This is a genomic window from Variovorax soli, assembly GCF_031454625.1.
GTDB lineage: Bacteria > Pseudomonadota > Gammaproteobacteria > Burkholderiales > Burkholderiaceae_C > Variovorax > Variovorax soli_A.
The window spans coordinates 522,708-548,433 of the sequence record NZ_JAVDRF010000001.1; the positions used below are offsets into that span (position 1 = coordinate 522,708).

The 25,726-nt window shown below is 66.9% G+C and carries 25 protein-coding genes; 21 read left to right on the top strand and 4 right to left on the bottom strand.

Annotated elements, in window-relative coordinates:
* Positions 1 to 5: 5 nt before the first annotated feature.
* Both J2739_RS02560 and J2739_RS02565 read left to right on the top strand, forming a co-directional pair.
* Positions 6 to 2,927, top strand: a complete 2,922-nt coding sequence (locus J2739_RS02560; protein ID WP_309898202.1) for a DNA topoisomerase III — start codon at positions 6 to 8, stop codon at positions 2,925 to 2,927.
* Between the two features lie 14 nt (positions 2,928 to 2,941).
* Complete coding sequence (locus tag J2739_RS02565; protein ID WP_309898204.1) at positions 2,942 to 3,133, top strand: hypothetical protein; 192 nt, start codon at positions 2,942 to 2,944, stop codon at positions 3,131 to 3,133.
* An 11-nt stretch (positions 3,134 to 3,144) separates the two neighbouring features.
* On the opposite strand, the gene J2739_RS02570 is transcribed toward J2739_RS02565, so the two are convergent.
* Complete coding sequence (locus J2739_RS02570) at positions 3,145 to 4,026, bottom strand: gamma-glutamyl-gamma-aminobutyrate hydrolase family protein (RefSeq protein ID WP_309898205.1); 882 nt, start codon at positions 4,024 to 4,026, stop codon at positions 3,145 to 3,147.
* 170 nt (positions 4,027 to 4,196) lie between these two features.
* Between J2739_RS02570 and J2739_RS02575 the strand changes: the two genes are divergently transcribed.
* Positions 4,197 to 5,255 (top strand): sugar phosphate isomerase/epimerase family protein, encoded by a 1,059-nt coding sequence (locus tag J2739_RS02575; protein ID WP_309898208.1) that lies wholly within the window; start codon positions 4,197 to 4,199, stop codon positions 5,253 to 5,255.
* 5 nt (positions 5,256 to 5,260) lie between these two features.
* On the opposite strand, the gene J2739_RS02580 is transcribed toward J2739_RS02575, so the two are convergent.
* Positions 5,261 to 6,319, bottom strand: coding sequence for a S1C family serine protease (locus tag J2739_RS02580; RefSeq protein WP_309898210.1), 1,059 nt, complete (start codon positions 6,317 to 6,319; stop codon positions 5,261 to 5,263).
* Between the two features lie 423 nt (positions 6,320 to 6,742).
* Here J2739_RS02580 and infA point away from each other — a divergent pair, with 423 nt between their 5' ends.
* The 7 genes from infA (at position 6,743) to J2739_RS02615 (ending at position 12,434) form a co-directional block, all read left to right on the top strand.
* Positions 6,743 to 7,012, top strand: a complete 270-nt coding sequence (infA, locus tag J2739_RS02585) for a translation initiation factor IF-1 (RefSeq protein WP_086920445.1) — start codon at positions 6,743 to 6,745, stop codon at positions 7,010 to 7,012.
* 11 nt (positions 7,013 to 7,023) lie between these two features.
* Positions 7,024 to 8,427, top strand: coding sequence for an ATP-dependent RNA helicase DbpA (gene dbpA, locus J2739_RS02590; protein ID WP_309898212.1), 1,404 nt, complete (start codon positions 7,024 to 7,026; stop codon positions 8,425 to 8,427).
* A gap of 34 nt (positions 8,428 to 8,461) precedes the next feature.
* Positions 8,462 to 8,632: a hypothetical protein gene (locus tag J2739_RS02595; protein ID WP_309898213.1), complete on the top strand. Its 171-nt coding sequence runs from the start codon at positions 8,462 to 8,464 to the stop codon at positions 8,630 to 8,632.
* Between the two features lie 68 nt (positions 8,633 to 8,700).
* Entirely contained in the window at positions 8,701 to 9,024 is a 324-nt protein-coding gene (locus J2739_RS02600; protein WP_309898215.1) for a hypothetical protein, read from the top strand.
* A gap of 218 nt (positions 9,025 to 9,242) precedes the next feature.
* Entirely contained in the window at positions 9,243 to 10,268 is a 1,026-nt protein-coding gene (locus J2739_RS02605) for a Bug family tripartite tricarboxylate transporter substrate binding protein (protein WP_309898218.1), read from the top strand.
* 94 nt (positions 10,269 to 10,362) lie between these two features.
* On the top strand, positions 10,363 to 10,884 hold the full coding sequence (locus tag J2739_RS02610) for a tripartite tricarboxylate transporter TctB family protein (RefSeq protein WP_309898220.1): 522 nt from the start codon (positions 10,363 to 10,365) through the stop codon (positions 10,882 to 10,884).
* 20 nt (positions 10,885 to 10,904) lie between these two features.
* Complete coding sequence (locus J2739_RS02615; RefSeq protein WP_309898223.1) at positions 10,905 to 12,434, top strand: tripartite tricarboxylate transporter permease; 1,530 nt, start codon at positions 10,905 to 10,907, stop codon at positions 12,432 to 12,434.
* 134 nt (positions 12,435 to 12,568) lie between these two features.
* Here J2739_RS02615 and J2739_RS02620 read toward each other — a convergent pair whose 3' ends face one another.
* Entirely contained in the window at positions 12,569 to 13,177 is a 609-nt protein-coding gene (locus J2739_RS02620) for a Crp/Fnr family transcriptional regulator (protein ID WP_309898225.1), read from the bottom strand.
* Positions 13,178 to 13,330: 153 nt separating this feature from the next.
* On the opposite strand from J2739_RS02620, the gene oxc reads away from it, so the two are divergent.
* The 8 genes from oxc (at position 13,331) to J2739_RS02660 (ending at position 21,634) form a co-directional block, all read left to right on the top strand.
* Positions 13,331 to 15,124 (top strand): oxalyl-CoA decarboxylase, encoded by a 1,794-nt coding sequence (oxc, locus tag J2739_RS02625; RefSeq protein WP_309898226.1) that lies wholly within the window; start codon positions 13,331 to 13,333, stop codon positions 15,122 to 15,124.
* Positions 15,125 to 15,149: 25 nt separating this feature from the next.
* Positions 15,150 to 16,409 (top strand): formyl-CoA transferase, encoded by a 1,260-nt coding sequence (gene frc, locus J2739_RS02630; protein ID WP_309898228.1) that lies wholly within the window; start codon positions 15,150 to 15,152, stop codon positions 16,407 to 16,409.
* Positions 16,410 to 16,489: 80 nt separating this feature from the next.
* The gene (locus J2739_RS02635) at positions 16,490 to 16,921 is read left to right on the top strand and encodes a PAS domain-containing protein (RefSeq protein WP_309898230.1); all 432 of its coding nucleotides are present in this window, start codon (positions 16,490 to 16,492) and stop codon (positions 16,919 to 16,921) included.
* Between the two features lie 83 nt (positions 16,922 to 17,004).
* Positions 17,005 to 18,252 (top strand): formyl-CoA transferase, encoded by a 1,248-nt coding sequence (gene frc / locus J2739_RS02640; protein WP_309898232.1) that lies wholly within the window; start codon positions 17,005 to 17,007, stop codon positions 18,250 to 18,252.
* A 187-nt stretch (positions 18,253 to 18,439) separates the two neighbouring features.
* Positions 18,440 to 18,769, top strand: coding sequence for an HAD family hydrolase (locus J2739_RS02645; RefSeq protein WP_309898234.1), 330 nt, complete (start codon positions 18,440 to 18,442; stop codon positions 18,767 to 18,769).
* A gap of 31 nt (positions 18,770 to 18,800) precedes the next feature.
* Positions 18,801 to 19,589 (top strand): fumarylacetoacetate hydrolase family protein, encoded by a 789-nt coding sequence (locus J2739_RS02650; protein WP_309898236.1) that lies wholly within the window; start codon positions 18,801 to 18,803, stop codon positions 19,587 to 19,589.
* A 34-nt stretch (positions 19,590 to 19,623) separates the two neighbouring features.
* Positions 19,624 to 20,634: a 2-dehydropantoate 2-reductase gene (locus tag J2739_RS02655; RefSeq protein WP_309898238.1), complete on the top strand. Its 1,011-nt coding sequence runs from the start codon at positions 19,624 to 19,626 to the stop codon at positions 20,632 to 20,634.
* A 70-nt stretch (positions 20,635 to 20,704) separates the two neighbouring features.
* Entirely contained in the window at positions 20,705 to 21,634 is a 930-nt protein-coding gene (locus J2739_RS02660; protein ID WP_309898241.1) for a LysR family transcriptional regulator, read from the top strand.
* Between the two features lie 65 nt (positions 21,635 to 21,699).
* Here J2739_RS02660 and J2739_RS02665 read toward each other — a convergent pair whose 3' ends face one another.
* The gene (locus J2739_RS02665; protein ID WP_309898243.1) at positions 21,700 to 21,837 is read right to left on the bottom strand and encodes a hypothetical protein; all 138 of its coding nucleotides are present in this window, start codon (positions 21,835 to 21,837) and stop codon (positions 21,700 to 21,702) included.
* A gap of 249 nt (positions 21,838 to 22,086) precedes the next feature.
* On the opposite strand from J2739_RS02665, the gene oxlT reads away from it, so the two are divergent.
* The 3 genes from oxlT to J2739_RS02680 all read left to right on the top strand — a co-directional run bounded on the left by oxlT (position 22,087) and on the right by J2739_RS02680 (position 25,701).
* Positions 22,087 to 23,409: an oxalate/formate MFS antiporter gene (gene oxlT / locus J2739_RS02670; protein ID WP_309898245.1), complete on the top strand. Its 1,323-nt coding sequence runs from the start codon at positions 22,087 to 22,089 to the stop codon at positions 23,407 to 23,409.
* A 181-nt stretch (positions 23,410 to 23,590) separates the two neighbouring features.
* Positions 23,591 to 24,088: a formate dehydrogenase subunit gamma gene (locus J2739_RS02675; RefSeq protein WP_309898248.1), complete on the top strand. Its 498-nt coding sequence runs from the start codon at positions 23,591 to 23,593 to the stop codon at positions 24,086 to 24,088.
* A gap of 56 nt (positions 24,089 to 24,144) precedes the next feature.
* The gene (locus J2739_RS02680) at positions 24,145 to 25,701 is read left to right on the top strand and encodes a formate dehydrogenase beta subunit (RefSeq protein ID WP_309898701.1); all 1,557 of its coding nucleotides are present in this window, start codon (positions 24,145 to 24,147) and stop codon (positions 25,699 to 25,701) included.
* The last annotated feature ends 25 nt before the right edge of the window (positions 25,702 to 25,726 follow it).

Genomic DNA, 25,726 nt, shown 5'->3' on the forward strand with positions numbered 1-25,726 from the left:
TGTTCATGAAGACTTTGGTAATTGCAGAGAAGCCGTCGGTGGCGCAGGACATCGTGCGTGCGCTCACGCCGGTGGCCGGCAAGTTCGACAAGCACGAGGAACACTTCGAGAACGAGCAGTACGTGGTCACCAGCGCAGTCGGCCACCTGGTGGAGATCCAGGCGCCGGAGGAGTTCGACGTCAAGCGCGGCAAGTGGAGCTTTGCCAACCTGCCGGTGATCCCGCCGCGTTTCGACCTCAAGCCGGTGGACAAGACCAAGACGCGCCTCAACGCCGTCGTGAAGCAGGCCAAGCGCAAAGACGTGGGCGAGCTGATCAACGCCTGCGACGCGGGCCGCGAGGGCGAGCTGATCTTCCGCCTGATCGAGCAGTACGCCGGCGGGAAGGCGCCGCTGGGCAAGCCGGTCAGGCGCCTTTGGCTGCAGTCGATGACGCCGCAAGCGATCCGCGAGGGTTTCGAGCAGCTGCGCACCGAGCAGCAGATGAAGGGCCTGGCCGATGCGGCGCGCTCGCGCTCCGAGGCCGACTGGCTGGTCGGCATCAACGGCACCCGCGCCATGACCGCCTTCAATTCGCGCGACGGCGGCTTCTTCCTCACCACGGTGGGGCGGGTCCAGACGCCGACGCTGTCGGTGGTGGTCGAGCGCGAGGAGAAGATCCGCAAGTTCGTGAGCCGCGACTACTGGGAAGTGCATGGCAGCTTCCTGGCCGAGGCGGGCAGTTATCCCGGCAAGTGGTTCGATCCGAACTGGAAAAAGCCTCCGCCGGGACCGGACGGCCAGTCCGATCCCGAGCAGCGCGCCGATCGCGTCTGGAACGAACGCGAAGCCCGCGAGATCGCCGACGCCGCACGCGGCAAGCCGGCCAGCGTCACCGAGGAAAGCAAGCCCACCACCACGGCCTCGCCCCTGCTGTTCGACCTGACCTCGTTGCAGCGCGAGGCCAACAGCCGCTTCGGCTACAGTGCCAAGACCACGCTGGCGCTGGCGCAAAGCCTCTACGAGCGCCACAAGGCGCTGACGTACCCGCGCACCGACTCGCGCGCGCTGCCCGAGGACTACCTGCCGGTCGTCAAGCAGACGATGGGCATGCTCGCCAACAGCGGCATGAAGCACCTCGCGCCCTTCGCCCGGCAGGCGCTGGACGACAACTACGTGAAGCCGTCGAAGCGCATCTTCGACAACGCCAAGGTCAGCGATCACTTTGCGATCATCCCCACGCTGCAGGCGCCCAGCGGCCTGTCGGAAGCCGAGCAGAAGCTCTACGACTTCGTGGTGCGGCGCTTTCTCTCCGTGTTCTTCCCGAGCGCCGAGTACCAGGTCACCACCCGCATCAGCACGGTGGAGCAAGGCGGCAAGAAATACCCCTTCCGCACCGACGGCAAGGTGCTCGTGAAGCCGGGCTGGCTCGCGATCTACGGCAAGGAAGCCCAGGACGATGAAAAGGAAGACGACAAGGACGGCAAGCGCCTCGTGCCCGTCAAGCCCGGCGAGATCGTGAAGGTGGAGGCGGCCGAGCTCAAGGCACTCAAGACCCGCCCGCCGGCGCGCTACTCCGAAGCGACGCTGCTCGGCGCGATGGAGGGCGCCGGCAAGACCATCGACGACGACGAACTGCGCGAAGCCATGCAGGAGAAAGGCCTGGGTACGCCGGCGACGCGCGCCGCGATCATCGAAGGGCTGCTGGCCGAGAAGTACATCCTGCGCGAAGGCCGCGAGCTGATTCCCACCGCCAAGGCCTTCCAGCTGATGACGCTGCTGCGCGGCCTGGGCGTGGAGGAGCTGTCCAAGGCGGAGCTCACCGGCGAGTGGGAATACAAGCTTGCGCAGATGGAGCATGGCAAGCTCAGCCGCGCCGCCTTCATGCGCGAGATCGCGGAGATGACGGAGCACATCGTCAAGAAAGCCAAGGAATACGACCGCGACACGGTGCCTGGCGACTACGCGACGCTGTCCACGCCCTGCCCCAACTGCGGCGGCGTCGTGAGAGAGAACTACCGCCGCTATGCCTGCACCGGCAAGCCCGGCCAGGAAGGCTGCGGCTTCTCGTTCGGCAAGTCGCCGGCAGGCCGCACCTTCGAGGTGGCCGAGGCCGAGCAGCTGCTGCGCGACAAGCACATCGGTCCGTTGGAAGGCTTCCGCTCCAAGGCCGGCTGGCCCTTCACGTCGGAGATCATCCTCAAGTACGACGAGGAAGCGAAGAACTGGAAGCTGGAGTTCGACTTCGGCGACGACAAGAACGGCGAGACCGGCGAGATCGTCGATTTCAGCGACCAGCATCCGCTCGGCGCCTGCCCGAAGTGCGGGGCGCGCGTCTTCGAGAACGCCAGCAACTACGTCTGCGAGAAGTCGGTGCCCACAGAGGCCCAGCCCACGCCGAGCTGCGACTTCAAGACCGGCAAGATCATCCTGCAGCAGCCGGTGGAGCGCGCACAGATCGAAAAGCTGCTGGCCACCGGCAAGACCGATCTGCTGGACAAGTTCGTTTCGATGCGCACGCGCCGGTCCTTCAAGGCTTTCCTGGCCTGGAATGCCGAGGAGGGCAAGGTGAGCTTCGAGTTCGAGCCGCGCGAGGGCAAGTTCCCGGCACGCAAGAGCTTTGGCAAGCCGGCCCCGGCGGCGAAAAAGGCCGCTTCACCGGCCAAGGCGAAGGCGCCCGCGGCCAGGAAGGCGGCGGCGCCCAAGGCCGCGCGCAAGCCCGCGGCCGGCCTGAAGCCCAGCGATGCGCTGGCCGCGGTGATCGGCGCGGAACCTGTGGCGCGCACCGAGGTCATCAAGAAGCTGTGGGACTATATCAAGGCAAACGGTCTGCAGGACGCGGCCAACAAGCGCGCCATCAATGCCGATGCCAAGCTCAAGCCGGTTTTCGGCAAGGACCAGGTGACGATGTTCGAGATCGCCGGTATCGTGGGCAAGCACCTGAGCTGACGAAAGGAACCCCCTTGAAGAAACTCGTTTCCGCCCTGCGATCGTTGTGCTTCATGGTGGCGCTTGGCGCCGCCGCAGGTTGCGCCTCGTCGCCAACGCCCGTCGATGGCGAACGCCCGACCATCGGCGGCAGCAGCGGTGTGACGGTGTTCGGCACCATCGACGCGGGCGTCAGCGGCACGCGCAATCGCTCGTCGCGCGACTAGGGACGGCAGCCTCAGCGCATCAGCAGCGCCTGCCGAAGCAGACGCGCTGCCCGGTTGCGGATGCGGCCCGGGGCGGTGCGCAGCGGTCCGCGTGGGCTGACCTTCGCGGTGGCGCAGGCCCACAGGAAGTCCTCCAGGATGGCTGTGTCGTCCACCGTCTCGGTGCTGCCGTACTTGTGGAATTCCGGGTGCCACTGGGTGGCGGCGATGTAGCTGCGCCCGCGGCCTTCCTTGCGTCGGATGGCTTCGGGCACGTGGTCGGGAATGCTCCAGGCCTCGACCTCGAAGCCAGGCGCCAGGTCCTTCACACCCTGATGGTGGATGCTGTTGACCCGCGCGCGCTCCATGCCCGGATAGAGCTTCGCCAGCCGCGAGCCGGGCGCAATGCCGATCTCGTGGAAGTTCTGGTCGTAGGTGACCGGATCGCGGTGCCGCAACGCGTTGGGATGCTGCGCCTCGATGTCCTGGTAGAGCGTGCCGCCGAATGCCACATTGATGAGCTGCAGGCCGCGGCAGACGCCGAAGATCGGCTTGCCCGCTTCTTCGAAGGCTTCGACCAGCGCGAGGTCGTAGAGGTCGCGGACGCGGTCGCCGACCCAGGCTTGCTTCAGGGGAACCTCGCCGTAGCTGCCGGGCCAGACGTCCGCCCCGCCGTGCATCACCACCCCATCCAGCCATTCCGCGTAGTGCGAGAGCTTGGTGTCGCCGCGCGCCGTCTCGCCGGTGGGGCAGGGCACCATCACCACCATGGCACCTGCCGACATCAGCCAGTGGGTGATCGACTGCTCCACGTACTGCAGCGTCTTGTTGGTGAACAACGATCGCGCCGGGTCGGCGTGGGAAAAACAGGCGGACAGGCCGATCTTCAATCGACCGGAAACGGTTTGTGGCATTGCGATCAAGGCGCCGCGCCGGGGCCATGCGCCTTCGGTAACAGTACGAGCATTGTGAAACGTTCCAAAGCCCCTCGCAGTGGACAGCACACCCCGCCGCTGCGTCGGACAGCGCCGCGGGGATAGGATCGCGCTCTTTGGCGTGCGACTCGAAACACAGGAGCGACCGAATGAAGACCATCCAGGGGCCGGCCATCTTTCTGGCCCAGTTCGCGGGAGATGCCGCCCCCTTCAACTCGCTCGACGCCATCGCCGGCTGGGCCGCCGGCCTGGGCTACAAGGGCGTGCAGATCCCGAGCTGGGATGCCCGTCTGTTCGACCTGCGCCTGGCGGCGGACAGCAAGACCTACTGCGAGGAAGTGCAGGACGCGCTGGCGCGGCACGGCATCCGGATCACCGAGCTCTCGACCCATCTGCAGGGCCAACTCGTGGCCGTGCACCCGGCCTACGACGCGGGCTTCGATGGCTTCGCGGCACCCGAGGTGCGCAACGATCCCGTGAAGCGCCAGGCCTGGGCCGTGGAGCAGCTGCATCTGGCGGCCCGGGCTTCGGCCAACCTCGGGCTCACGGCGCACGCCACCTTCTCCGGTGCCTTGGCTTGGCCCTATGTCTATTCCTGGCCGCCGCGTCCGCCGGGTCTGATCGAGGAGGCCTTCGACGAGCTGGCCCGGCGCTGGCTGCCGATCCTCAATGCCTTCGACGATGCCGGCGTCGATGTCTGCTACGAGATCCACCCGGGCGAGGACCTGCACGACGGCGTCAGCTACGAGATGTTCCTCGAGCGCGTGGGCCGGCACCCGCGCGCCTGCCTGCTCTACGACCCCAGTCACTTCGTGCTGCAGCAGCTCGACTACCTGGCCTATATCGACCACTTTCATGAGCGCATCAAGGTCTTCCACGTGAAGGATGCGGAGTTCAATCCGACCGGCAAGCAGGGCGTCTACGGGGGCTTCCAGCCGTGGATCAACCGGGCCGGGCGCTTCCGTTCGCTGGGCGACGGCCAGGTCGACTTCGGGGCCATCTTCTCGAAGCTGGCGGCTTACGACTTCCCCGGCTGGGCGGTGCTGGAATGGGAATGCTGCCTCAAGCATCCGGAGGACGGGGCGCGCGAGGGCGCGCAGTTCATCGCCGACCACATCATCCGCGTCGCGGATCGTGCCTTCGACGATTTCGCAGCCGGCGGCATCGACAGCGCGGCCAACCGCAGGATGCTGGGCATCCAGCGCTGAACCGGCTAGATCCCGGCCGGCTTGCGCAGCGTCTTCATGCGGTCCATCGCATGGACACGCACCTTGCGCGTTTCCGAGCCCTGCTGCACCGTGAGTTCCACCTCGGCGTCGGCGGCCGGCCGCTTCCACAGCTGCTTGTAAAAGGCCTCGAGGGTGGCCACCTGGATGCCGTCCACCTCCAGCACCACGTCGCCGGGCTGAAGCCCGGCGGCCAGCGCCGGTCCCTCGCGGTCGACGCGCACGATCTGTACATGCCCATCGCGCTCCGAGGAGGACAGGCCCAGCCAGGGCCGGATGCTGGCTCGCGTGCGGCCGGTGGCCTGCATCTCTTCCAGTACCGGGCGCAGCAGCTCGACCGGCACGAACATGTTGCCCGGAATCACCCGTTGCTCGTTGCCCTCCGCCGCCTCCAGCACGAACAGGCTGCCGATGCCCAGCAGCTCGCCTTGGCGGTTGAAGAGCGGCGCGCCGCTGTGATTGGGAACCGGCGGACTGGTGAAGAGGGCCGACTCGATGTGGTACTCCCAATAGCCCGAGAACGGGCGCACGGCCAGCAGCCTGGTGAAACCCACCTCGATGCCGCTGTTGCTGCCGGTCGCAACCAGCAGAGGCTCGCCCGGGGCCAGGCCGCTGACGCTCGCGAAGGGGACGGGGGCGATGCCGCGCAAGGGCACCAGAGGCCGCAGCAGTCCGAAGCCGGTCGCCAGGTCGTAAGCGACCTGGCGCGCAGGCAGGGTGCGGTCGTCCTGCGTGACGACTTCGATGGTCTCGGCCTCGAGCAGCAGGTAGCCAATGGTCAGGATCAGCCCGTCGGGCCCGATCACCACGCCGGAGCCGGAGCGCCGCGCGCCCAGGCTGTCGGCCGAGGTCGCGCCCTCGGTCACGGTGACGCGCAGGGCCACCACCGCGTCGCCTGCGCGCTGCAGGGCCTGGACCTGGGCCGAAGCCGCATCGGGCCGCGGCGGTGAAGCGGCCAGGGCGAGCGGAACGGCAGCCAGCAGGAGCAGCCAGAAGATCCCGGCGGCGAGCATCCGGAGCCGCCGGGACGATGCTCGATCTTTCATGGCCGCGCTCCTTGGAACGGTGGTTGACGCGATGGTGCGCCGCAGGGCGTGCGCTCGCAAGCGCGCCTGGCGATGTCGTTCCGGCGCCCATGGGCTTTGGCGTCGAGCAACAGTCATGCCAGTCCGGTTAGAATCGGGGGTTCGCTTCGATAGTCGACGAAGCATTTCGTCACTCCCCGGCCGACCTGGGTTCCTCGGGTTCTCTCTCGGCCGGCTCACGCAGTGCGCTGGTGCGCCAGGCCGGGTGCCCATGAATGCCACCGCTGCTTTCGTACTCCATTGAAGCGAATAGAGCGCGCTGTCCGCTCCGGTGGGCGCCATATCCGGCGGGCCCGCGCCCTTCTCACAGTTTCAGGCGCAAGGCGGTGTCGCCCTGCGCAGGCGCCCGATTCGAATCATCCACGCAAACATTCAGAGGTGCTCATGCCCAAGGAAGAACTGATCGAAATGAACGGTGCAGTCACCGAAGTGCTGCCCGACTCCCGCTACCGCGTGACCCTGGACAACGGTCATCAGCTGATCGCCTACAGCGGCGGCAAGATGCGCAAACACCACATCCGCATCCTTGCCGGGGACAAGGTGTCGCTGGAGCTCTCGCCCTACGACCTGACCAAGGGGCGCATCACCTTCCGCCACCTGGAGCGCCGCGGTCCGCCGCCGACCGGGGGCAACAACAACGGCCCGCGCCGCTGAGCAGCGCCGCCGTGAACGGTCCCGCCGTCGATTTCTCGACGCTGCCGCTTTCGCCGCCCATGCTGGCGAACCTGCGGCAGCTCGGCTACCTCCAGATGACCCCGATCCAGGCCGCCAGCCTGCCGGCGGCACTCGGTGGTGCGGACCTCATCGCGCAGGCGCGGACCGGCAGCGGCAAGACCGCCGCCTTCGCACTCCCTCTGCTGGCGCGCCTCGATCCGCGCCGCTTCGCGGTGCAGGCCCTGGTGCTGTGCCCGACGCGAGAGCTGGCCGACCAGGTGACGGCCGAGATCCGCCGCCTCGCCCGCGCGGAGGAAAACATCAAGGTGGTCACGCTGTGCGGCGGCGTCGCGCTGCGCGGGCAGCTGTCGAGCCTCGGGCATGGCGCCCACATCGTGGTCGGCACGCCGGGCCGCGTGCTCGATCATCTCGAGCGCGGCAGTCTCCAGCTCGACGCCCTCGGTACGCTGGTGCTCGACGAGGCCGATCGCATGCTCGACATGGGTTTCCTCGACGACATCGCGACGGTCGTGCGCCAGTGCCCGAAGGAGCGCCAGACCCTGCTGTTCTCCGCCACCTACCCCGAAGGCATCGCGAAGCTCGCCGGGCAGTTCATGAAGAACCCGCAGCAGATTGCGGTGGCGACGCAGCATGACGAAGGCAAGATCCGCCAGCGCTGGTACGAGGTGAAGGACAGCGAGCGCCTGCACGCCGTCGGCCTGCTGCTCAACAGCTTTCGGCCGCAGAGCACGCTGGCCTTCTGCAACACAAAGCAGCAGTGCCGCGATCTGGCGCAGGTGCTGCAGGCCCAGGGCTTCAGCGCACTCGCCCTGTCCGGCGAGCTCGAGCAGCGCGAGCGCGACCAGGTGCTGGTGCAGTTCGCCAACCGCAGCTGCTCGGTGCTGGTCGCCACCGACGTGGCGGCGCGCGGGCTCGACATCGCCCAGCTCGAAGCCGTGATCAACGTCGATGTCACGCCCGACGCCGAGATCCACATCCACCGCATCGGCCGCACCGGCCGCGCCGGCGCCGAAGGCCTGGCGCTCAGCCTCGCCAGCCTCGACGAGATGGGCCGCGTCGGCAAGATCGAGCAGCTGCAGGGCCGCGAATGCGAATGGCATCCGCTGGCCGAGCTGGCCGCACCCGCAGGCGATGCCGAAGGCCCCCTGGAGCCACCCATGGCCACCTTGCAGATCACCGGCGGCCGCAAGGACAAGATCCGCGCCGGCGACGTGCTGGGTGCGCTGACCGGTGAGGCCGGCTTCACCCGCGAGCAGGTCGGCAAGATCAGCATCAACGAGTTCTCGACCTACGTCGCCGTCGATCGCCGCATTGCGCGTGAGGCCGCGCACAAACTTTCCACAGGTCGCGTCAAGGGCCGGTCCGTGAAGGTCCGGCTGCTCGATGTGGCCTAATGTCGCCCTTTCCCCTTTTTTCACCGAGCCTTCCATGACCCAGAAGATCCGCACCGAGGCCGACCGCAAGGCCACCCCCAAGCCCGTTCCGATGCCCGGCTACGCCCTTCCCAGGATGGGTGGCGGCCAGAAGGTGAGCCTCGAGCGCGGCACCGCGACCCGCAGCAAGAAGAACCCCGGCAAGCGGGCCAAGAAGGGCGGCTGAAGCCCGGCCCGTTTCTTTCTTCACACGAACGACGCGCCCATGGGGCGCGTTTTTCTTGGGGCCGACGCATGTCCGACGATTACCAGATCCACATCCCGCCTTCCTTCTTCGCGCTTTACACCGACGCAAGGCAGCGCTTGGCCGAGCCCATTGCCACCGTGCGGGAGCGCTATGAGGTCTGCGAGGATCTGGCCAACCACCTCGTCTCGCACGCGCAGGTGCTGAACCATGTCGAGGTGCCGTCGGAAGCCGAGATCCTCACGCGCATCCATGACGGCCTGAGCAAGCCCAAGGCGGGCGTCTCCGCGGCCGAAGCCCGCTGGATCGTCCGGCGCCTGGCGGAACTCCTCGGCTGGAACGGCGACGCCTTCGAGCTTCCGTTCGCGGATTAAGGGCCGGCCTGGTCGGGCGCCGTCCCACGCGCGAGGCGTGCCGGCGCAGCACCACCACCCGGCCTGCGGGCCCCTCGGGGCGCGGGCTAACCCCGATACGGAATCTCCGAAAAGTTGACCACGGTCAAGCCGCCTTTCGCGGCCGGCAATCAGCATTGCCCCCACTGGGATTCGACTGCGATGCAAGCAAGAAAAACGCAGTTTCAACAGGAGACACCATGATCGAACGCATCTTGTCGCGCGCCCGGACGCGCGGCACCAAAGCCCTGGCCGTCGCACTGCTGGCGCTTGCCGCCACTGCGCCCGCACTGGCGTGGGAGCCGAGCAAGCCTGTGGAGTTCGTGATCCCCGCCGGCACTGGCGGCGGGGCCGACCAGATGGCGCGCCTGCTGCAGGGCATCGTCATCAAGTACAAGCTGATGAAGGAGCCGCTGATCGTCGTCAACAAGTCGGGCGGCGCCGGCGCCGAAGGCTTCCTCGCAGTGAAGGAGGCCAAGGGCGATCCGCACAAGATCATCATCTCGCTGTCGAACCTGTTCACCACGCCGATGGCCACCGGCGTGCCCTTCAACTACAAGGACATGACGCCTGTCGCCATGCTGGCGCTCGACCAGTTCGTGCTGTGGACCAACGCCGAGCAGCCCTACAAGAACGCCGGCGAATACATCGCCGCGGTCAAGGCCGCGGGGCCGAGCAAGTTCAAGATGGCCGGCACCGGCTCCAAGCAGGAAGACCAGATCATCACCGTCGCGCTCGAGAAGGCCACCGGCACCAAGTTCATCTACGTTCCCTTCAAGGGCGGCGGCGAGGTGGCGGTGCAACTGGTGGGCGGCCACGTGAACTCCACCGTCAACAACCCGATCGAGGCGGTCGCCCAATGGCGTGCCGGCAAGCTGCGCGCGCTGTGCGTCTTCGACGATGAGCGCATGCCCTTCAAGACCAAGGTCACCGACACGCAGTCGTGGAACGACATCCCGACCTGCAAGGAAGCCGGCGTGCCGACCCGGTACACCATGCTGCGCGGCATCTTCATGCCGGCCGGCGTGACGCCCGACCAGCTCGCCTTCTATGTGGACCTTCTGACCAAGGTGACCGCGACGCCGGAGTGGAAGGAGTACATGGAGAAGGGCGCCTTCAACCCGACCTTCATGACCGGCGATGACTTCGCGAAGTGGCTGGCCGGCGCGGAGGCCACCCACCGCGCGCTGATGACCGAGGCCGGCTTCATCGTCAGCGCCAAGTAGCCGCACCCGGCGGCAGAGCGCCGCGCCTTCGCGCGGCCGGCCGGACGGCGGGTCCCCGCCTCCGATCTTTCTCGACATACACGATGGGGGCTCCATGGAGCACAACGAGAATTCCGATCACGCGGTGCGCACCGGCGTGCGCACGCACATCGTCGAGGCCGTGGTGGCGGCCCTGCTGCTGATCATCGGCCTGGGCGTGGTCTTCGAGAGCAGCCGCCTCGGCGCGGGCTGGACCACCGACGGCCCGGGCGCCGGCTACTTTCCCTTCTACATCGGCGTGATCATCGTCGTCTCCGGCGCCGGCATCTTCTACCAGGCCCTGCTCGGCAAGCGCCGCAACGCCGAGGTGTTCGTCGATGCGGAGCAATTGAAGCGCGTCCTGTCGGTGCTGGTGCCGGCCACTGCCTACGTGCTGGCTGTCACCTTGCTGGGTCTGTATGTCGCCTCGGCCGTCTACATCGCGCTCTTCATGGTTGTGCTGGGCAAGTACGCCTGGGCGAAGAGCGCCGCGGTCGCGTTCGCCGTCAACGCGCTCTTCTTTCTCATGTTCGAAGTCTGGTTCAAGGTGCCGCTGTTCAAGGGCTCGCTCGATCCGCTTCGCTTTCTCGGTTATTGAACCTCACGGAGCGAACCGAAATGGATGAAATCAGCGCCCTGCTGCAGGGCTTCGCCGTGATCCTGACACCCATGAACATCGTCCTGATGTTCGTCGGGATCATCCTGGGTGTGCTGATCGGCGTGCTGCCCGGCCTGGGCGGCGCCAATGGCGTGGCGATCCTGCTGCCCCTCACCTTCACGATGTCGCCGACCTCGGCCATCATCATGCTGTCGTGCATCTACTGGGGCGCACTGTTCGGCGGGGCGATCACCTCCGTGCTCTTCAACATTCCCGGCGAGCCCTGGTCGGTCGCCACCACCTTCGACGGCTACCCGATGGCCCAGCAGGGCAAGGCAGGCGCGGCGCTCACCACCGCCTTCACCTCCTCCTTCGTCGGCGCGTTCCTGGCGGTGGTGATGATCACCTTCCTGGCGCCGCTGGTCGCCAAGTTCGCGCTCAAGTTCGGCTCCCCGGAGTTCTTCGCCGTGTACCTGCTGACCTTCTGCAGTTTCGTCGGCATGGGCAAGGGCTCGCCCTTCAAGATCCTCGCCTCGATGGCGCTGGGCTTCGCGCTCGCCAGCGTCGGCATGGACACCGTCACCGGCCAGCTGCGCCTGACCTTCGGCCAGCCGGAGCTGATGCGCGGTTTCGACTTCCTGATCGCGGTGATTGGACTGTTCGGCATCGGCGAGATCCTGCTGTCGATGGAGGAGGGGCTGAAGTTTTCCGGCAAGAGCGCCAAGATCGATCCCAAGGTGGTGCTGCAGACCTGGAAGCAGCTGCCGCAGTACTGGATCACCTCGCTGCGCAGCTCGCTGATCGGCATCTGGATGGGCATCACGCCCGGCGGCGCCACGCCGGCCTCCTTCATGAGCTACGGCCTGGCCAAGAAGATGTCGAAGAAGGGCCCCAGGTTCGGCACCGGCGAGATGGAAGGCGTGGTCGCGCCCGAGACCGCGGCGCATGCCGCCGGCACCAGCGCGCTGCTGCCGATGCTGGCGCTGGGGATCCCGGGCTCGCCCACCGCGGCGGTGCTGCTCGGCGGTCTCCTGATCTGGGGCCTGCAGCCGGGGCCGCTGCTCTTCGTCGAGCAGAAGGACTTCGTCTGGGGCCTGATCGCCAGCATGTACCTCGGCAACGTCGTCGGCCTGGTCGTGGTGCTGAGCACCGTGCCGCTGTTCGCCTCGATCCTGCGCATTCCGTTCTCGATCATCGCGCCGGTGATCATCGTGATCTGCGCGATCGGCGCCTACACCGTGCACAACGCGATGCTCGACATCTGGTTCATGCTCGGCTTCGGCGTGGTGGGCTACGTGTTCAAGAAGCTGGACTTCCCGCTGGCGCCGCTGGTGCTGGCCCTGGTGCTCGGCGACAAGGCCGAGGACTCGTTCCGCCAGGCGATGCTGGTGTCGCAGGGCGACGTCGGCATCATGTGGTCGAACCCGCTGGTGGGCAGCATCACCACGCTGGCGCTGACCATGCTCTTCTGGCCGCTGATCTCGAAAGTGCTGGCGATGATCAAGCCGAAAAAGCCTGACGAATTCGCCGCCGAGCGCCCGGTGGACTGACCGACTGCAAGGCGCCGAACACCTGCCCGTGATCGCCATGACCCAGGAGACGGGTGCGCTCGCCAAGGATGCGACCAACGAATCAAGGCTGATGACCAGCCCGCGGCGCTTCGCATCTGCGAAGCAGACCTGAGTCAGATCTTTCCCCGCTTCTTCAGCCGGCTCAGGGTCTCCGCGGAGAGGTTCAGGTACGACGCCAGCTCCTTGCTCGGAATGCGGTCCACCAGCTCGGGGTGCTTGCGCATGAAGCGGTGCACGCGCCCCGGCGCGTCCAGCAGGTGCAGCGTGATGGTGTGCGCCATGATCTCGCTCATCCCGCGCATCACGCTGAACTCGAACAGCTCCTTGGCGCCCGGATGGCGGTCGAGGAAGGCGATCCATTCCTTCAGCGGCAGGCTCGCGACCCGCGCCTTGGTCACGCAGACGATGCCGTACGGCGTCGGCGTGCCCAGCCGCAGGGCGGCGTAGCTGGTCTCCATGTCGTTCTCGTCGGCGAAGCGAAGGATCATCTCCTTGCCCTCCGGATTGCTCACCACCCGCTTGAGGATGCCGTCGAGGATGAAGTACTGCTCCATCTCGCGCACGCCCTGGTGCAGCAGGAAGTCGCCCTTGTTGCCGTCCACCACCGCGAGGTCGCGTTCCAGCTCGGCGCGGTCGCTCTCGCTCAGGTCCTTGAGCAGGATGTTCTGCCGGAGCTGGGCACGAATGATGTTTTTCTCCGGGTGGTGTTCCAACGAGGTCATGGATTCGCGTCTTGCTCCGTTTCGCAAAGACAGGGGGGCCTCCGCGGCGTGTCGTTTTCCGGAAAGTTGACCCAGGTCAACGGCTGGCAGCCGGGGTGCAAATCATAGTCCGGGCACGGCCACCGCCATTCCACACGAAGCAGAAGGAGAGACATGTCTTCAGTCATTACCGCCAGGCAGGCAGACGCGAACGCCGGCGACACACCCGCACGCGCCCTTCACAGCGTCCCGCTCGACGAGGCTGGGGAAGAATCCCGGGTCACCGACGGCTTCCACCTCGTCATCGATGCACTGAAGCTCAACGACATCGACACGATCTTCGCGCTGCCCGGCATCCCGATCACCGACCTCACGCGCATGGCGCAGGCCGAGGGCATGCGTGTCATCTCGTTCCGCCATGAGCAGCATGCCGGCAACGCGGCCGCGGCCGCCGGCTTCCTGACCCAGAAGCCCGGCATCTGCCTCACGGTCTCGGCCCCCGGCTTCCTCAATGGTCTGACGGCGCTGGCCAACGCCACCACCAACTGCTTCCCGATGATCCTGATCAGCGGCTCCAGCGAGCGCGAGATCGTCGACCTGCAGCAGGGCGACTACGAGGAGATGGACCAGCTCGCGATCGCCAAGCCCTTGTGCAAGGCGGCCTTCCGCGTGTTGCATGCCGAGGACATCGGCGTCGGCATCGCCCGGGCGATCCGCTCGGCGCTGTCGGGCCGCCCGGGTGGCGTGTACCTGGACCTGCCGGCCAAGCTGTTCGCGCAGACGATGGACGCCGTGGCCGGCCGGAAGTCGCTGATCAAGGTCGTCGATCCGGCGCCGCGCCAGATCCCGGGCGCCGACGCGGTGAAGCGCGCGCTCGACCTGCTCAAGGGCGCGAAGAAGCCGTTGATCCTGTTGGGCAAGGGCGCGGCTTATGCGCAGGCCGACGCCGACATCCGCGCGCTGGTCGAGAAGACCGGCATCCCCTACTTGCCGATGTCCATGGCCAAGGGCCTCCTGCCCGACACCCATGCGCAGTCGGCCGCCGCCGCGCGCTCGTACGTGCTGCAGGAGGCCGACGTCGTGCTGCTGGTCGGCGCACGCCTCAACTGGCTGCTGTCGCACGGCAAGGGCAAGACCTGGGGCCAGGAGAAGGGCGCCAAGCAGTTCATCCAGATCGACATCGCGCCGACGGAGATCGACAGCAACGTCGCCATCGCGGCGCCGGTGATCGGCGATATCGGCTCCTGCGTGGCGGCGCTGCTCGCCGGCATCGATGCGAAGTGGGCCAAGCCCCCGGCCGAATGGACCGGCGCCATCGCCGAGCGCAAGGACAAGAACCTCTCGAAGATGGCCGTCACGCTGGCAGCGCGGCCCTCGCCCATGAGCTTCCAGAGCGCGCTCAGCGTGATCCGCGAGCAGGTCAAGGCGCGGCCCGATGCGATCGTGGTCAACGAGGGCGCCAACACCCTCGACTTCGCGCGCAGCATCGTCGACATGTACGAGCCGCGCAAGCGTCTCGACGTCGGCACCTGGGGAATCATGGGCATCGGCATGGGCTTCGCCGTCGCTGCCGCCGTGGTCACCGGCAAGCCGGTGATCGCCATCGAGGGCGACAGCGCCTTCGGCTTCAGCGGCATGGAGGTCGAGACCATCTGCCGCTACAACCTGCCGATCTGCATCGTCGTCTTCAACAACAACGGCGTCTACCGCGGCACCGACGTGAACCCCAGCGGCACCGCAGACGTGGCGCCGACCGTGTTCGTCAAGAACGCGCGCTACGACAAGCTGATGGAAGCCTTCGGCGGCATCGGTGTGCACGCCACCACCGCGGAGGCGCTGGAGAAGGCCCTGGCCGAAGCCGTCGCCTCCGGCCGGCCGACCCTGATCAACGCCGTGATCGACGAGACCGCCGGCACGGAAAGCGGCCGCATCACCAGCCTCAATCCGAGCACGGCGAAGAAGAAGTAATCCCAGGCAATACAGGAGCTATGACATGAGCAGCAACAAACCACTCAACGGCATCAAGATCATCGACTTCACCCACGTCCAGGCCGGCCCCGCGTGCACGCAGATGCTGGCCTGGTTCGGCGCCGACGTCATCAAGGTCGAGCGCCCCGGCTCGGGCGACGTCACGCGCACGCAGCTGCGCGACATCCCGGATGTCGACGCGCTGTACTTCACCATGCTCAACAGCAACAAGCGCTCGCTGACCCTGGACACCAAGCAGCCCGAGGGCAAGGTCGTGCTGGAGAAACTGATCCGCGGATCCGACGTGCTGGTCGAGAACTTCGGCCCCGGCGCGCTGGACCGCATGGGCTTCACCTGGGAGCGTATCCAGGAACTGAATCCCAGGATGATCGTCGCCTCGGTCAAGGGCTTCAGCGATGGCCACCACTACGACGACCTGAAGGTCTACGAGAACGTCGCGCAATGCGCCGGCGGTGCGGCATCGACCACCGGCTTCTGGGACGGCCCGCCCACCGTGAGCGCGGCCGCCCTGGGGGACAGCAACACCGGCATGCATCTGGCGATCGGCATCCTGACCGCCATCATCGGCCGCCAGCAGACCGGCAAGGGCCAGCGCGTGGCGTGTGCGATGCAGGATGCCGTGCTGAACCTCTGCCGCGTGAAGATGCGCGACCAGCTGCGCCTGGACCGGCTCGGCTACCTCGAGGAGTACCCGCAGTACCCGCACGGCACCTTCAGCGACGTCGTGCCGCGCGGCGGCAATGCCGGCGGCGGGGGCCAGCCGGGCTGGGTGCTCAAGTGCAAGGGCTGGGAGACCGACCCGAACGCGTACATCTATTTCACGGTGCAGGGCCACGCCTGGGCGCCGATCTGCGATGCCATCGGCAAGCCCGAGTGGAAGACCGACCCCGACTACATGACCGCCAAGGCGCGCCAGCCGCACATCACCCAGATCTTCGCCACCATCGAGGACTGGCTGGCGGACAAGACCAAGTTCGAGGCCGTGGACATCCTGCGCAAGTTCGACATCCCCTGCTCGCCGGTGCTGACGATGAAGGAGCTGCTGCACGACGAATCGCTGCGCAAGAGCGGCTCGATCGTCGAGGTGAAGGGCCACAAGGAGCGCGGCAGCTATTTCACCGTCGGCAGCCCGATCAAGTTCTCCGACCTGAAGCCGGAGATCACCCCTTCGCCGCTGCTGGGCGAGCACAGCGAGGAGGTGCTCGCCGAGCTGGGATACTCGAAAGAGCAGATCGCGAACCTGCGCGAAGCCAAAGCCGTGTAGTCAGACGCACCGGCGGCCCGGCCATGCCGGTGCCGCGGTGTTTCCCGGAACAGGAACCGCTCGAATTTCTGGAGATTCGCTTGAAGTCAAACATCGATCTCGAGCAGCTGGTCGCCGGCGCCGGCGACGCCATCATGGTGTGCGATGCCGAAGGCGCGATCGTGCTCTGGAACCGGGCCGCCGAGCGCATCTTCGGCTTCACCGAAGCCGAGGCGCTGGGCCGGTCGCTCGACCTGATCATCCCCGAGCGCCAGCGCGGGCGCCATTGGGAGGGCTATCAGAAGACCATGGCCACCGGCATCACCAAGTACGGCGCCGACCTGCTGCGCGTGCCCGCGCTGCACAAGGACGGACACACGCTGTCGATCGCCTTCACCGTTTCGATGCTGTTCTCCGAGGATCGCAAGGTCACGGGCATCGTCGCGTTCGTGCGCGATGAAACGGCGCGCTTCGCGGAAGATCGCAAGCTGCGTGCGCGGCTGGCGGAAGTCGAAGCCAGGATCAAGGCATAGAACGCGGACGTCCGTACGCGCAAACGCGAAGGTCCCGCAAAGGACGTCCTCCGCGCACGGATGTTCGTATCAAAGGAGACACGATGAGCAAGGCCCTCGAAGGCGTCCGCATCCTGGATTTCACACACGTGCAGTCCGGCCCCACCTGCACGCAGCTGCTGGCCTGGTTCGGCGCCGACGTGATCAAGGTCGAGCGCGCCGGCGAAGGCGATGCGACGCGCGGCCAGCTGCGCGACATCCCGGGCGTGGACAGCCTCTACTTCACGATGCTGAACCACAACAAGCGCTCCATCACGCTGGACACCAAGAAGCCCAAGGGCAAGCAGGTGCTCGACACGCTGATCAAGACCTGCGACGTGCTGGTGGAGAACTTCGCGCCCGGCGCGCTGGACCGCATGGGGATCACCTGGAGCCACATCCAGGACCTCAACCCGCGCATGATCGTGGCCTCGGTGAAGGGCTTCGGGCCGGGCAAGTACGCCGACTGCAAGGTCTACGAGAACGTCGCCCAGTGCGCCGGCGGCGCGGCTTCGACCACCGGCTTCGACGACGGCCCGCCGGTCGTGACCGGTGCGCAGATCGGCGACAGCGGCACCGGCCTGCACCTGGCGCTCGGCATCATGGCGGCGCTCTACCAGCGCAACACCACCGGGCGCGGCCAGAAGGTGCTGGCGCCCATGCAGGACGCCGTGCTCAACCTCTGCCGCGTGAAGATGCGCGACCAGCAGCGCCTCGAGCGCACCGGCACCCTGCACGAATACCCGCAATACCCCGACGGGAAGTTCGGCGACGCCGTACCGCGCGCCGGCAATGCCTCGGGCGGCGGCCAGCCGGGCTCCATCCTGCGCTGCAAGGGCTGGGAGACCGATCCGAACGCCTACATCTACTTCATCACGCAGGGAGCCGTGTGGCCGGCGGTATGCAAGGTGATCGGCGAGGAGGGCTGGATCGACGACGAGGCCTACGCCACGCCGGCCGCGCGGCTCCTCCACCTCAAGCCGATCTTCGCGCGCATCGAGCAGTGGACCATGACCAAGGACAAGTTCGAGGCCATGGACATCCTCAACCGGTACGACATCCCCTGCGGGCCGATCCTCTCGATGAAGGAGATCGCCGCGGACGAGTCCCTGCGCGAGAGCGGCACCATCGTCGAGGTCGACCATCCGGCGAGGGGCAAGTACCTGACGGTCGGAAATCCCATCAAGCTGTCGGACAGCCCGACCGAGGTGACGCGCTCGCCGCTGCTTGGCGAGCACACCGAGGAAGTGCTGCGGCAGCTCGGTTACGGCACGGACGACTTGGCCATGCTGCGGGCAGAGGGCGTGATCTGAGGCGCACGGGCCCTGTCTTGCGCAGGGCCTGCGATCGGAAAAACATTGCGGCCCATGCATAACTCACAGCGAATGATCTTAATAAAATACTTTCACTATTAATTATTGATCGCAGCACCTACATTTTGAACATGCCAAGCGAAACGGATGAAAAAAGCGATGGCATTTCAATTCAAAGGAGCAGCACATGGTCAATGATTTGCCAATTCAATATCGGAACAATGAAGTGGAACGGAACGCCTACAACGCGGCCTTCTATGAATTGGGCTTCAGGTGGCATTGGGACAGCCGTACCTATGAGGAATTGCTGAGCGCCAGCCAGGACGCCGGGGAGCGCATCTGCCATTACCTGCAGACCCGCCAGCCCCATCTCCTGAAAGCCTACGACGCCGCCTTCCTGGTCGAGGTCATTCAGCAGAAAAAGGCCAGGCATTTCGAGCGCTGCTGCGCGCAGGGCTCGGCGCCTTCCAGGTATTTCGACTGGGCGCAGGCGCACGCCAGCGACCTCGGCATCTGAAATTCGAATTGCGGTCACCCGCCAAAGCGCCATGAATATCCACGAACACCGACCGCACCAACGATGGGTCCGCTTCGAACGCGCGGGCAAGACGGGCTTCGGCACGCTGGACGGCAAGCATGTGCGCGAGCACCGCGGCGACATGTTCGCCAGCCCCGAACCGACCGGCAGCGTGTTCGTGCTGGACGAGCTCAAGCTGCTCACGCCCACCCAGCCCACCAAGGTCATCGCGCTGTGGAACAACTTTCATGCGCTCGGCGAGAAGTTGAAGCTGCCCGTGCCGGCCGAGCCCCTGTACCTGCTGAAGGCGCCCAATTCCTTCCTCGCGCCCGGCGAGCCCATCCGCAGGCCACTGTGCGAAGGCAAGGTGGTGTTCGAGGGCGAGCTCGGCATCGTGATCGGCAAGACCTGCACCGCGGTGCCGGAGGACCAGGCGCTCGGGCATGTGTTCGGCTACACCTGCGCGAACGACGTCACGGTGGCCGACATCCTCAACCGCGACGCTTCGTTCGCGCAGTGGGCGCGCGCCAAGGGCTTCGACACCTTCTGCCCCATGGGCCCGGCGGTGGCCACCGGCCTCGATCCCTCGGCGCTCACCGTGACCACGCTGCTCGACGGCGCGGCGCGCCAGCACTATCCCATCAGCGACATGCGCTTTTCGGTGCAGCAGCTGGTCAGCCTGATCTCTGCCGACATGACGCTGCATCCCGGCGACGTGATCCTGTGCGGCACCTCGGTCGGCGTCGGCTCGATGAAGCCAGGCAGCCTGGTCGAAGTCGAGGTCGAGGGCATCGGCAGGCTGAGCAACCGCTTCGGGTAGTCGCCGCAAGAGATTCAACACTTCAAGGATCGACATGAAGATAGCAGTGATAGGCGCGGGCGCCATCGGCGGCCTGGTCGGCGCGAGGCTCGCCCTGGCCGGCGAGGACGTCACCTTCATCGTGCGGGGAGCGAACCTCGATGCCATCGCGACGAACGGCTTCCGGCTCATCTCCGCCGACGGCGAGGAGCAGGTGGCGCGCAACGTGAAGGCCACCGACCGCTACGACCAGGCCGGTCCGCAGGACATCGTCGTGCTCGCGATGAAGGCGCACCAGGTGGAGGCGGTAACTAACGAGGTCCCGAAGCTCTTCGGCCCCGAGACCGTGGTCGTGACGATGCAGAACGGCATCCCCTACTGGTACTTCCAGAAGCACGGAGGTCCGCTCGAGGGGACCACCGTCAGGAGCGTCGATCCGCACGGCGTGGTCGCCGCCAGGGTCCCCGCCGCTCGCGTGATCGGCTGCGTGGTCTACCCCGCGTCGGAGCTGGTGGCGCCGGGCGTGGTGAAGCACATCGAGGGCGACCGCTTCCCCGTCGGCGAGCTGGACGGCACGTCGAGCGAGCGCGTGCTTCGCGTCGCGGCCTGCTTCGGCAGGGCGGGCTTCAAGGCGCCTGTGCTCGACAACATCCGCGCCGAGATCTGGCTCAAGCTCTGGGGCAACCTCACCTTCAATCCCATCAGCAGCCTCTCGCATTCCACGCTGGTCGACATCTGCCAGTACCCGCCTTCGCGCGAGCTCGCGGCCGCGATGATGCGCGAAGCGCAGTCGGTCGCCCACAAGCTGGGCATCGAGTTCCGCGTGTCGCTGGACAAGCGCATCGCCGGCGCCGAGAAAGTGGGCAAGCACAAGACCTCGATGCTGCAGGACGTGGAGGCCGGGCGGGCGCCGGAGATCGATGCGCTGGTGGGCGCGGTGATCGAACTGGCGCGGCTCACCGAGACCCCGACGCCGCACATCGACACCGTGTACTCGCTGGTCAAGCTGCTGGCGCGCACGATGGAAGACCAGCGCGGCCGCGTTCGTCTCCACGAGATGGCCTGAAGCCGCGCCCGCGCGCGGCGCACGCGTCGATGCCGGCCCGCCTTCGTGGCCGCGCGCTTACATTTCCCGGATGAAGAACGCGACCCTGCGCCAGCTGAAGGTCTTCGAGGCGGTCGCGCGGCTCCTGAGCTTCTCGCGCGCGGCCGAGGAGCTCCACCTGACGCAGCCGGCCGTCTCGACCCAGATCCGCAAGCTCGAGGAACATGCGGGCAACGTGTTGTTCGAGCAGTTCGGCAAGAAGATCTACCTGACGCCGGCCGGCACCGAGCTGCTCGCGATCAGCCGCGCGATCATCCAGCAGTTCGAAGCGGCGGAGCATGCGATGACGCAGTTCCAGGGTGTTGCGGGAGGCCGGCTCAACGTGGGCGTGATCAGCGCCGGCGACTACTTCTTTCCGCGCCTGCTGGTGGAGTTCGCCGGCCGCCACCGCGGCGTGACGTTGAACTTCACCGTCCACAACCGCGAGGGCCTGCTGACCCACATCGCCGAGAACCTCACGGACCTGGCCATCATGGTGCGGCCGCCGACCGGCATGGACACGGTGCATCAGGCCTTCGCGCCGCATCCGTATGTGATCGTCGCGGCACCGAGCCATCCGCTGGTCTGCGCGAAGAGCATCCCGCTGCGCACGCTGATGCGCGAGCCCTTCGTCGTGCGCGAGAAGGGCTCGGACACCTGGCACTCGATGGAGGAGGGCTTCGGCGGCGACCTGCGTGGCCTCAACATCGCGATGGAGATCCGCAGCACCGAGACCATCAAGCAGGCGGTGATCGCCGGGATGGGCGTGAGCTTCCTGTCGGCGCACACCATCAGCCAGGAGCTGCGGGCCGGAAGCCTGCGCGTGCTCGACGTGCAGGGCTTTCCGCTGCTGCTGAACTGGTACGTGGTGCACCTGCGCACCAAGCGCCTGCCGCCGGTGGCGCAGGCCTTCAAGGATTTTCTCCAGAGCGACGGCGCGGCCTTGATTGCGCAGATCGTGCCGATCGACGCGCCGCAATAGCTGGAGGGTTCGCGAGCTGCGCGGTGCGTGCTCGCCTGGGCCGCTCGCTCCGGCCCAGCAATGCGTCAGCGCTGCAGTGCGGCGCGTGCGGCCTTGAAGAAGATGACGATCGGCATGGCAGCGATCAGCTCGCGCACGACCTCCATCGCGGCGGAGGAAGAGGTCGTCTTGATCGACGTGGCAGTCAGTGCGTTGTGGTTCACGTGAGGCTCCGAAGGTCTGAAAAAGCGTTGCCGTCGATTCTAGGGTTTACCCCTAGCCCTGGCAAGTGAATGGTCATATGAATAGCGAGCACGGGATGCTTGAGAGGCGCGCATCGCATCGCCGCGTTTGCGCGGAAGTTGACTGCGGTCAAGAGCGATTACGTCGCTGCGCCCGACAGTGTTGATCACTCTCAAGAGCTGGTCCGAAATTCAATGCATCGGGCCGATACGACAACACAAGGAGACTCCATGACTCGGCCTACGACCACGACTGCCGGTGCCAATCCGGCGGTGTATTCCACGACGGCGACCTTTGGCGCGGGCGCGACCCGATCGCAGACTTACCGATGGGGACAGCTGCTGATCGGCATCGTGTGCATGGCGATGATCGCCAACCTTCAATACGGTTGGACCCTCTTCGTCAATCCGATCGCCGACAAGCATGGCTGGAGCCGTGCTGCGATCCAGGTGGCCTTCACGATCTTCGTGCTCACCGAGACCTGGCTGGTGCCGATCGAGGGCTACCTCGTCGACCGCTTCGGCCCGCGTCCGGTGGTGCTGGTGGGCGGCGTGCTGTGCGGACTCGGCTGGGTGCTCAACTCGGTGGCCGCCTCCCTGCCGGTGCTCTACATCGCCGCGGCGATCGGCGGCATCGGCGCCGGCGCGGTCTACGGCACCTGCGTGGGCAATGCGCTGAAATGGTTTCCCGATCGGCGCGGCCTTGCCGCCGGCATGACCGCGGCCGGCTTCGGCGCAGGCTCGGCCCTCACGATCATCCCGATCTCCGCAATGATTCATTCGCGCGGCTACGAGGCGGCCTTCCTCTACTTCGGTATCGGCCAGGGCCTCATCGTCTTCCTGCTGGCCTGGGCGCTCACGCGGCCTCCCGAGCACGCGAAGGCCTCGGGCACCCGCAACGTGCAGCAAAGCCACCGCGACTACGCGCCGGCCGAAGTCCTGCGCTCGCCGGTCTTCTGGGTGATGTACGTGATGTTCGTGATGGTGGCGGCGGGCGGCCTGATGGCCACGGCCCAGCTCGCGCCGATCGCGAAGGACTTCAAGATCATCGATGTGCCGGTCAACATCATGGGCCTGGTGCTGCCCGCGCTGACCTTCGCATTGGCGATCGACCGCGTGCTCAACGGCGTGACGCGGCCCTTCTTCGGCTGGGTCTCCGACAAGATCGGACGCGAGCAGACGATGTTCATCGCCTTTGCGCTGGAGTCGGTGGGCATCCTGATGCTCTATCACTACGGCCAGAACCCGATCCTGTTCGTGGTGCTGACCGGCATCGTGTTCTTCGCGTGGGGCGAGATCTACAGCCTGTTCCCCTCGACCTGCGCCGACACCTTCGGCTCCAGGTACGCGGCGTCGAACGCCGGCATGCTCTACACGGCCAAGGGCACGGCCTCGCTGCTGGTGCCGCTGTCCAGCATGCTGGCCGCGGCCACCGGCAGCTGGCAGGCCGTCTTCATCGTCGCCAGCGCGGTCAACATGATCGCGGCGCTGATGGCGTGGTTCGTGTTGCGCCCGTTGCGGCGCAGGCATATCGACGGAAGCCAGCAGGTTTAGCCGGACCGGCATGCCGCGCAATCCAGACAGCTCGCTCGCCAGGGCGCTGACCCGGCCCGGCACGTAGAACGACGGCGCGGGCCTCTTCGATTGCCGGCACGAATCGCTCCATTCCCCGAATAAATTGGACCGGCCTTGCGGCATTCCCGACACTGGGCCGGAACCCCTCGGTGCACCCACGATGAACGCCATGGAAATCACCTCTACCGCGACTGCCGCCGTGCGCGCCGTGCTGGCCCGGCGCATGGACGAGCCCGGCGCGCTGCTGCCCATCCTGCACGACGTGCAGGACATGCTCGGCCATGTCCCCCCGGACGCCGTCCCGGAGATCGCCGAGGCCCTGAACCTGTCGCGTGCCGAGGTGCATGGCGTCGTCACCTACTACCACCACTTCCGCAGCGAGCCCGCGGGGCGCCACGTGGTCCGGATCTGCCGCGCCGAGGCCTGCCAGGCCATGGGCGCCGACGACCTGCTCGCGCATGCGCGGCAGCGCCTGGGCTGCGCCGCGCACGGGACCTCGAAGGACGGCGCCTTCACCCTCGAACCGGCGTTCTGCCTGGGGCTGTGCGCGTCCTCTCCCGCGATGGCGATCGACGACGAGCCGCATGCGCGCGTGACGCCCGAGGCCTTCGATGCGTTGATCCACGAGACTCAGGGCCTGCTGGAGGCGAAGCGATGAGCACCGCACGACCGCCCGAAGGCGCCCGCACCGCAGCCGAAGGCGAAGGCGGTCCGATGCGCATCACCGTCTATGTGCCGCGCGACTCCGCGGCCCTGGCCGTGGGCGCCGACCGCGTGGCCCGCCGGATCGCCGAAGAGGCGGCACGGCGCGGTCTCGACGTGCACCTCGTGCGCAACGGTTCGCGCGGCCTCTTCTGGCTCGAGCCCCTGGTCGAGGTGAGCACCGTTGGCGGCCGTGTGGCCTACGGCCCGGTCACGGTCGCCGACGTGCCCGGCCTGTTCGACGCGGGCTTCCTCGCAGGCGGGGCGCACGCGCTGCACCTCGGCCTGACCGAGGAGATCCCCTACCTGAAGAAGCAGGAGCGGCTCACCTTCGCGCGCATGGGCATCACCGACCCGCTGTCGCTCGCCGATTACCAGGCGCACGAAGGCTATGCGGGCCTGCGCCGCGCACTCGCGATGGCGCCGGCAGACATCGTTCAGCAGGTGCTGGAATCCGGCCTGCGCGGGCGCGGCGGCGCGGCCTTCCCGGCCGGCATCAAGTGGAAGACCGTCCTCGCCACACCTGCGGCGCAGAAGTACATCGTCTGCAATGCCGACGAAGGCGACTCGGGCACCTTCTCCGACCGCATGACGATGGAGGGCGATCCCTTCATGTTGATCGAAGGCATGACGATCGCCGGCATCGCCACCGGCGCCACCCAGGGCTATGTGTACGTGCGCTCGGAGTACCCGCATGCCATCGCAGCGCTGAACGCGGCCATCGCCCGCGCCGAGTCTGCGGGCTTCCTCGGCGAGGACATCCTCGGCTCCGGCCGCCGCTTCAAGCTCGACGTGCGCAAGGGCGCCGGCGCCTATGTCTGTGGTGAGGAGACGGCCCTGCTCGAAAGCCTGGAAGGCAAGCGCGGCATCGTGCGCGCCAAGCCGCCGCTGCCGGCCATCGAAGGCCTGTTCGGCCAGCCGACGCTGATCAACAACGTGATCACGCTGGCCAGCGTGCCGTTGATCCTGGCGCGCGGTGCGGCGTTCTACCGCGACTTCGGCGTCGGACGCTCGCGCGGCACGCTGCCGATGCAACTGGCCGGCAACATCAAGCATGGCGGGCTGGTCGAGAAGGCCTTCGGCGTGACGTTGCGCGAGCTGCTGTACGACTACGGCGGCGGCGCCGCATCCGGCCGGCCGATCAAGGCCGTGCAGGTGGGTGGGCCCCTGGGCGCCTACCTGCCCGAATCGCAATGGGACCTGCCGCTGGACTACGAGGCGTACGCGGCCGTGGGCGGCACGGTGGGGCATGGCGGCATCGTGGTCCACGACGACACGGCCGACCTGTCCAGGCTCGCGCGCTACGCGATGGAGTTCTGTGCCATCGAGTCCTGCGGCAAGTGCACGCCCTGCCGCATCGGCTCGACGCGCGGTGTGGAGGTCATCGACAAGATCCGGGCGGCCCAGAACCGACCGCAGCAGGTGATCCTGCTGCGCGACCTGTGCGACACCATGGTCCACGGTTCGCTGTGCGCCATGGGCGGGATGACTCCCTTCCCGGTGCTGTCCGCGCTCGACCATTTCCCCGAGGACTTCGGCATCGTCGCCCCCGACCGCGAAGCCGCCTGAAATGAGCCCACCCCCGCTGCTTGCT

What these genes read in the sequence shown, in the direction of transcription:
- J2739_RS02560 (WP_309898202.1), top strand. Translation starts at nt 6, where the DNA reads ATGAAGACTTTGGTAATTGCAGAGAAGCCGTCGGTGGCGCAGGACATC.
- J2739_RS02570 (WP_309898205.1), bottom strand. Translation starts at nt 4,026, where the DNA reads ATGCCACAAACCGTTTCCGGTCGATTGAAGATCGGCCTGTCCGCCTGT.
- J2739_RS02575 (WP_309898208.1), top strand. Translation starts at nt 4,197, where the DNA reads ATGAAGACCATCCAGGGGCCGGCCATCTTTCTGGCCCAGTTCGCGGGA.
- J2739_RS02580 (WP_309898210.1), bottom strand. Translation starts at nt 6,319, where the DNA reads ATGAAAGATCGAGCATCGTCCCGGCGGCTCCGGATGCTCGCCGCCGGG.
- infA (WP_086920445.1), top strand. Translation starts at nt 6,743, where the DNA reads ATGCCCAAGGAAGAACTGATCGAAATGAACGGTGCAGTCACCGAAGTG.
- J2739_RS02595 (WP_309898213.1), top strand. Translation starts at nt 8,462, where the DNA reads ATGACCCAGAAGATCCGCACCGAGGCCGACCGCAAGGCCACCCCCAAG.
- J2739_RS02600 (WP_309898215.1), top strand. Translation starts at nt 8,701, where the DNA reads ATGTCCGACGATTACCAGATCCACATCCCGCCTTCCTTCTTCGCGCTT.
- J2739_RS02605 (WP_309898218.1), top strand. Translation starts at nt 9,243, where the DNA reads ATGATCGAACGCATCTTGTCGCGCGCCCGGACGCGCGGCACCAAAGCC.
- J2739_RS02610 (WP_309898220.1), top strand. Translation starts at nt 10,363, where the DNA reads ATGGAGCACAACGAGAATTCCGATCACGCGGTGCGCACCGGCGTGCGC.
- J2739_RS02615 (WP_309898223.1), top strand. Translation starts at nt 10,905, where the DNA reads ATGGATGAAATCAGCGCCCTGCTGCAGGGCTTCGCCGTGATCCTGACA.
- J2739_RS02620 (WP_309898225.1), bottom strand. Translation starts at nt 13,177, where the DNA reads ATGACCTCGTTGGAACACCACCCGGAGAAAAACATCATTCGTGCCCAG.
- oxc (WP_309898226.1), top strand. Translation starts at nt 13,331, where the DNA reads ATGTCTTCAGTCATTACCGCCAGGCAGGCAGACGCGAACGCCGGCGAC.
- frc (WP_309898228.1), top strand. Translation starts at nt 15,150, where the DNA reads ATGAGCAGCAACAAACCACTCAACGGCATCAAGATCATCGACTTCACC.
- frc (WP_309898232.1), top strand. Translation starts at nt 17,005, where the DNA reads ATGAGCAAGGCCCTCGAAGGCGTCCGCATCCTGGATTTCACACACGTG.
- J2739_RS02645 (WP_309898234.1), top strand. Translation starts at nt 18,440, where the DNA reads ATGGTCAATGATTTGCCAATTCAATATCGGAACAATGAAGTGGAACGG.
- J2739_RS02650 (WP_309898236.1), top strand. Translation starts at nt 18,801, where the DNA reads ATGAATATCCACGAACACCGACCGCACCAACGATGGGTCCGCTTCGAA.
- J2739_RS02655 (WP_309898238.1), top strand. Translation starts at nt 19,624, where the DNA reads ATGAAGATAGCAGTGATAGGCGCGGGCGCCATCGGCGGCCTGGTCGGC.
- J2739_RS02660 (WP_309898241.1), top strand. Translation starts at nt 20,705, where the DNA reads ATGAAGAACGCGACCCTGCGCCAGCTGAAGGTCTTCGAGGCGGTCGCG.
- oxlT (WP_309898245.1), top strand. Translation starts at nt 22,087, where the DNA reads ATGACTCGGCCTACGACCACGACTGCCGGTGCCAATCCGGCGGTGTAT.
- J2739_RS02675 (WP_309898248.1), top strand. Translation starts at nt 23,591, where the DNA reads ATGAACGCCATGGAAATCACCTCTACCGCGACTGCCGCCGTGCGCGCC.
- J2739_RS02680 (WP_309898701.1), top strand. Translation starts at nt 24,145, where the DNA reads ATGCGCATCACCGTCTATGTGCCGCGCGACTCCGCGGCCCTGGCCGTG.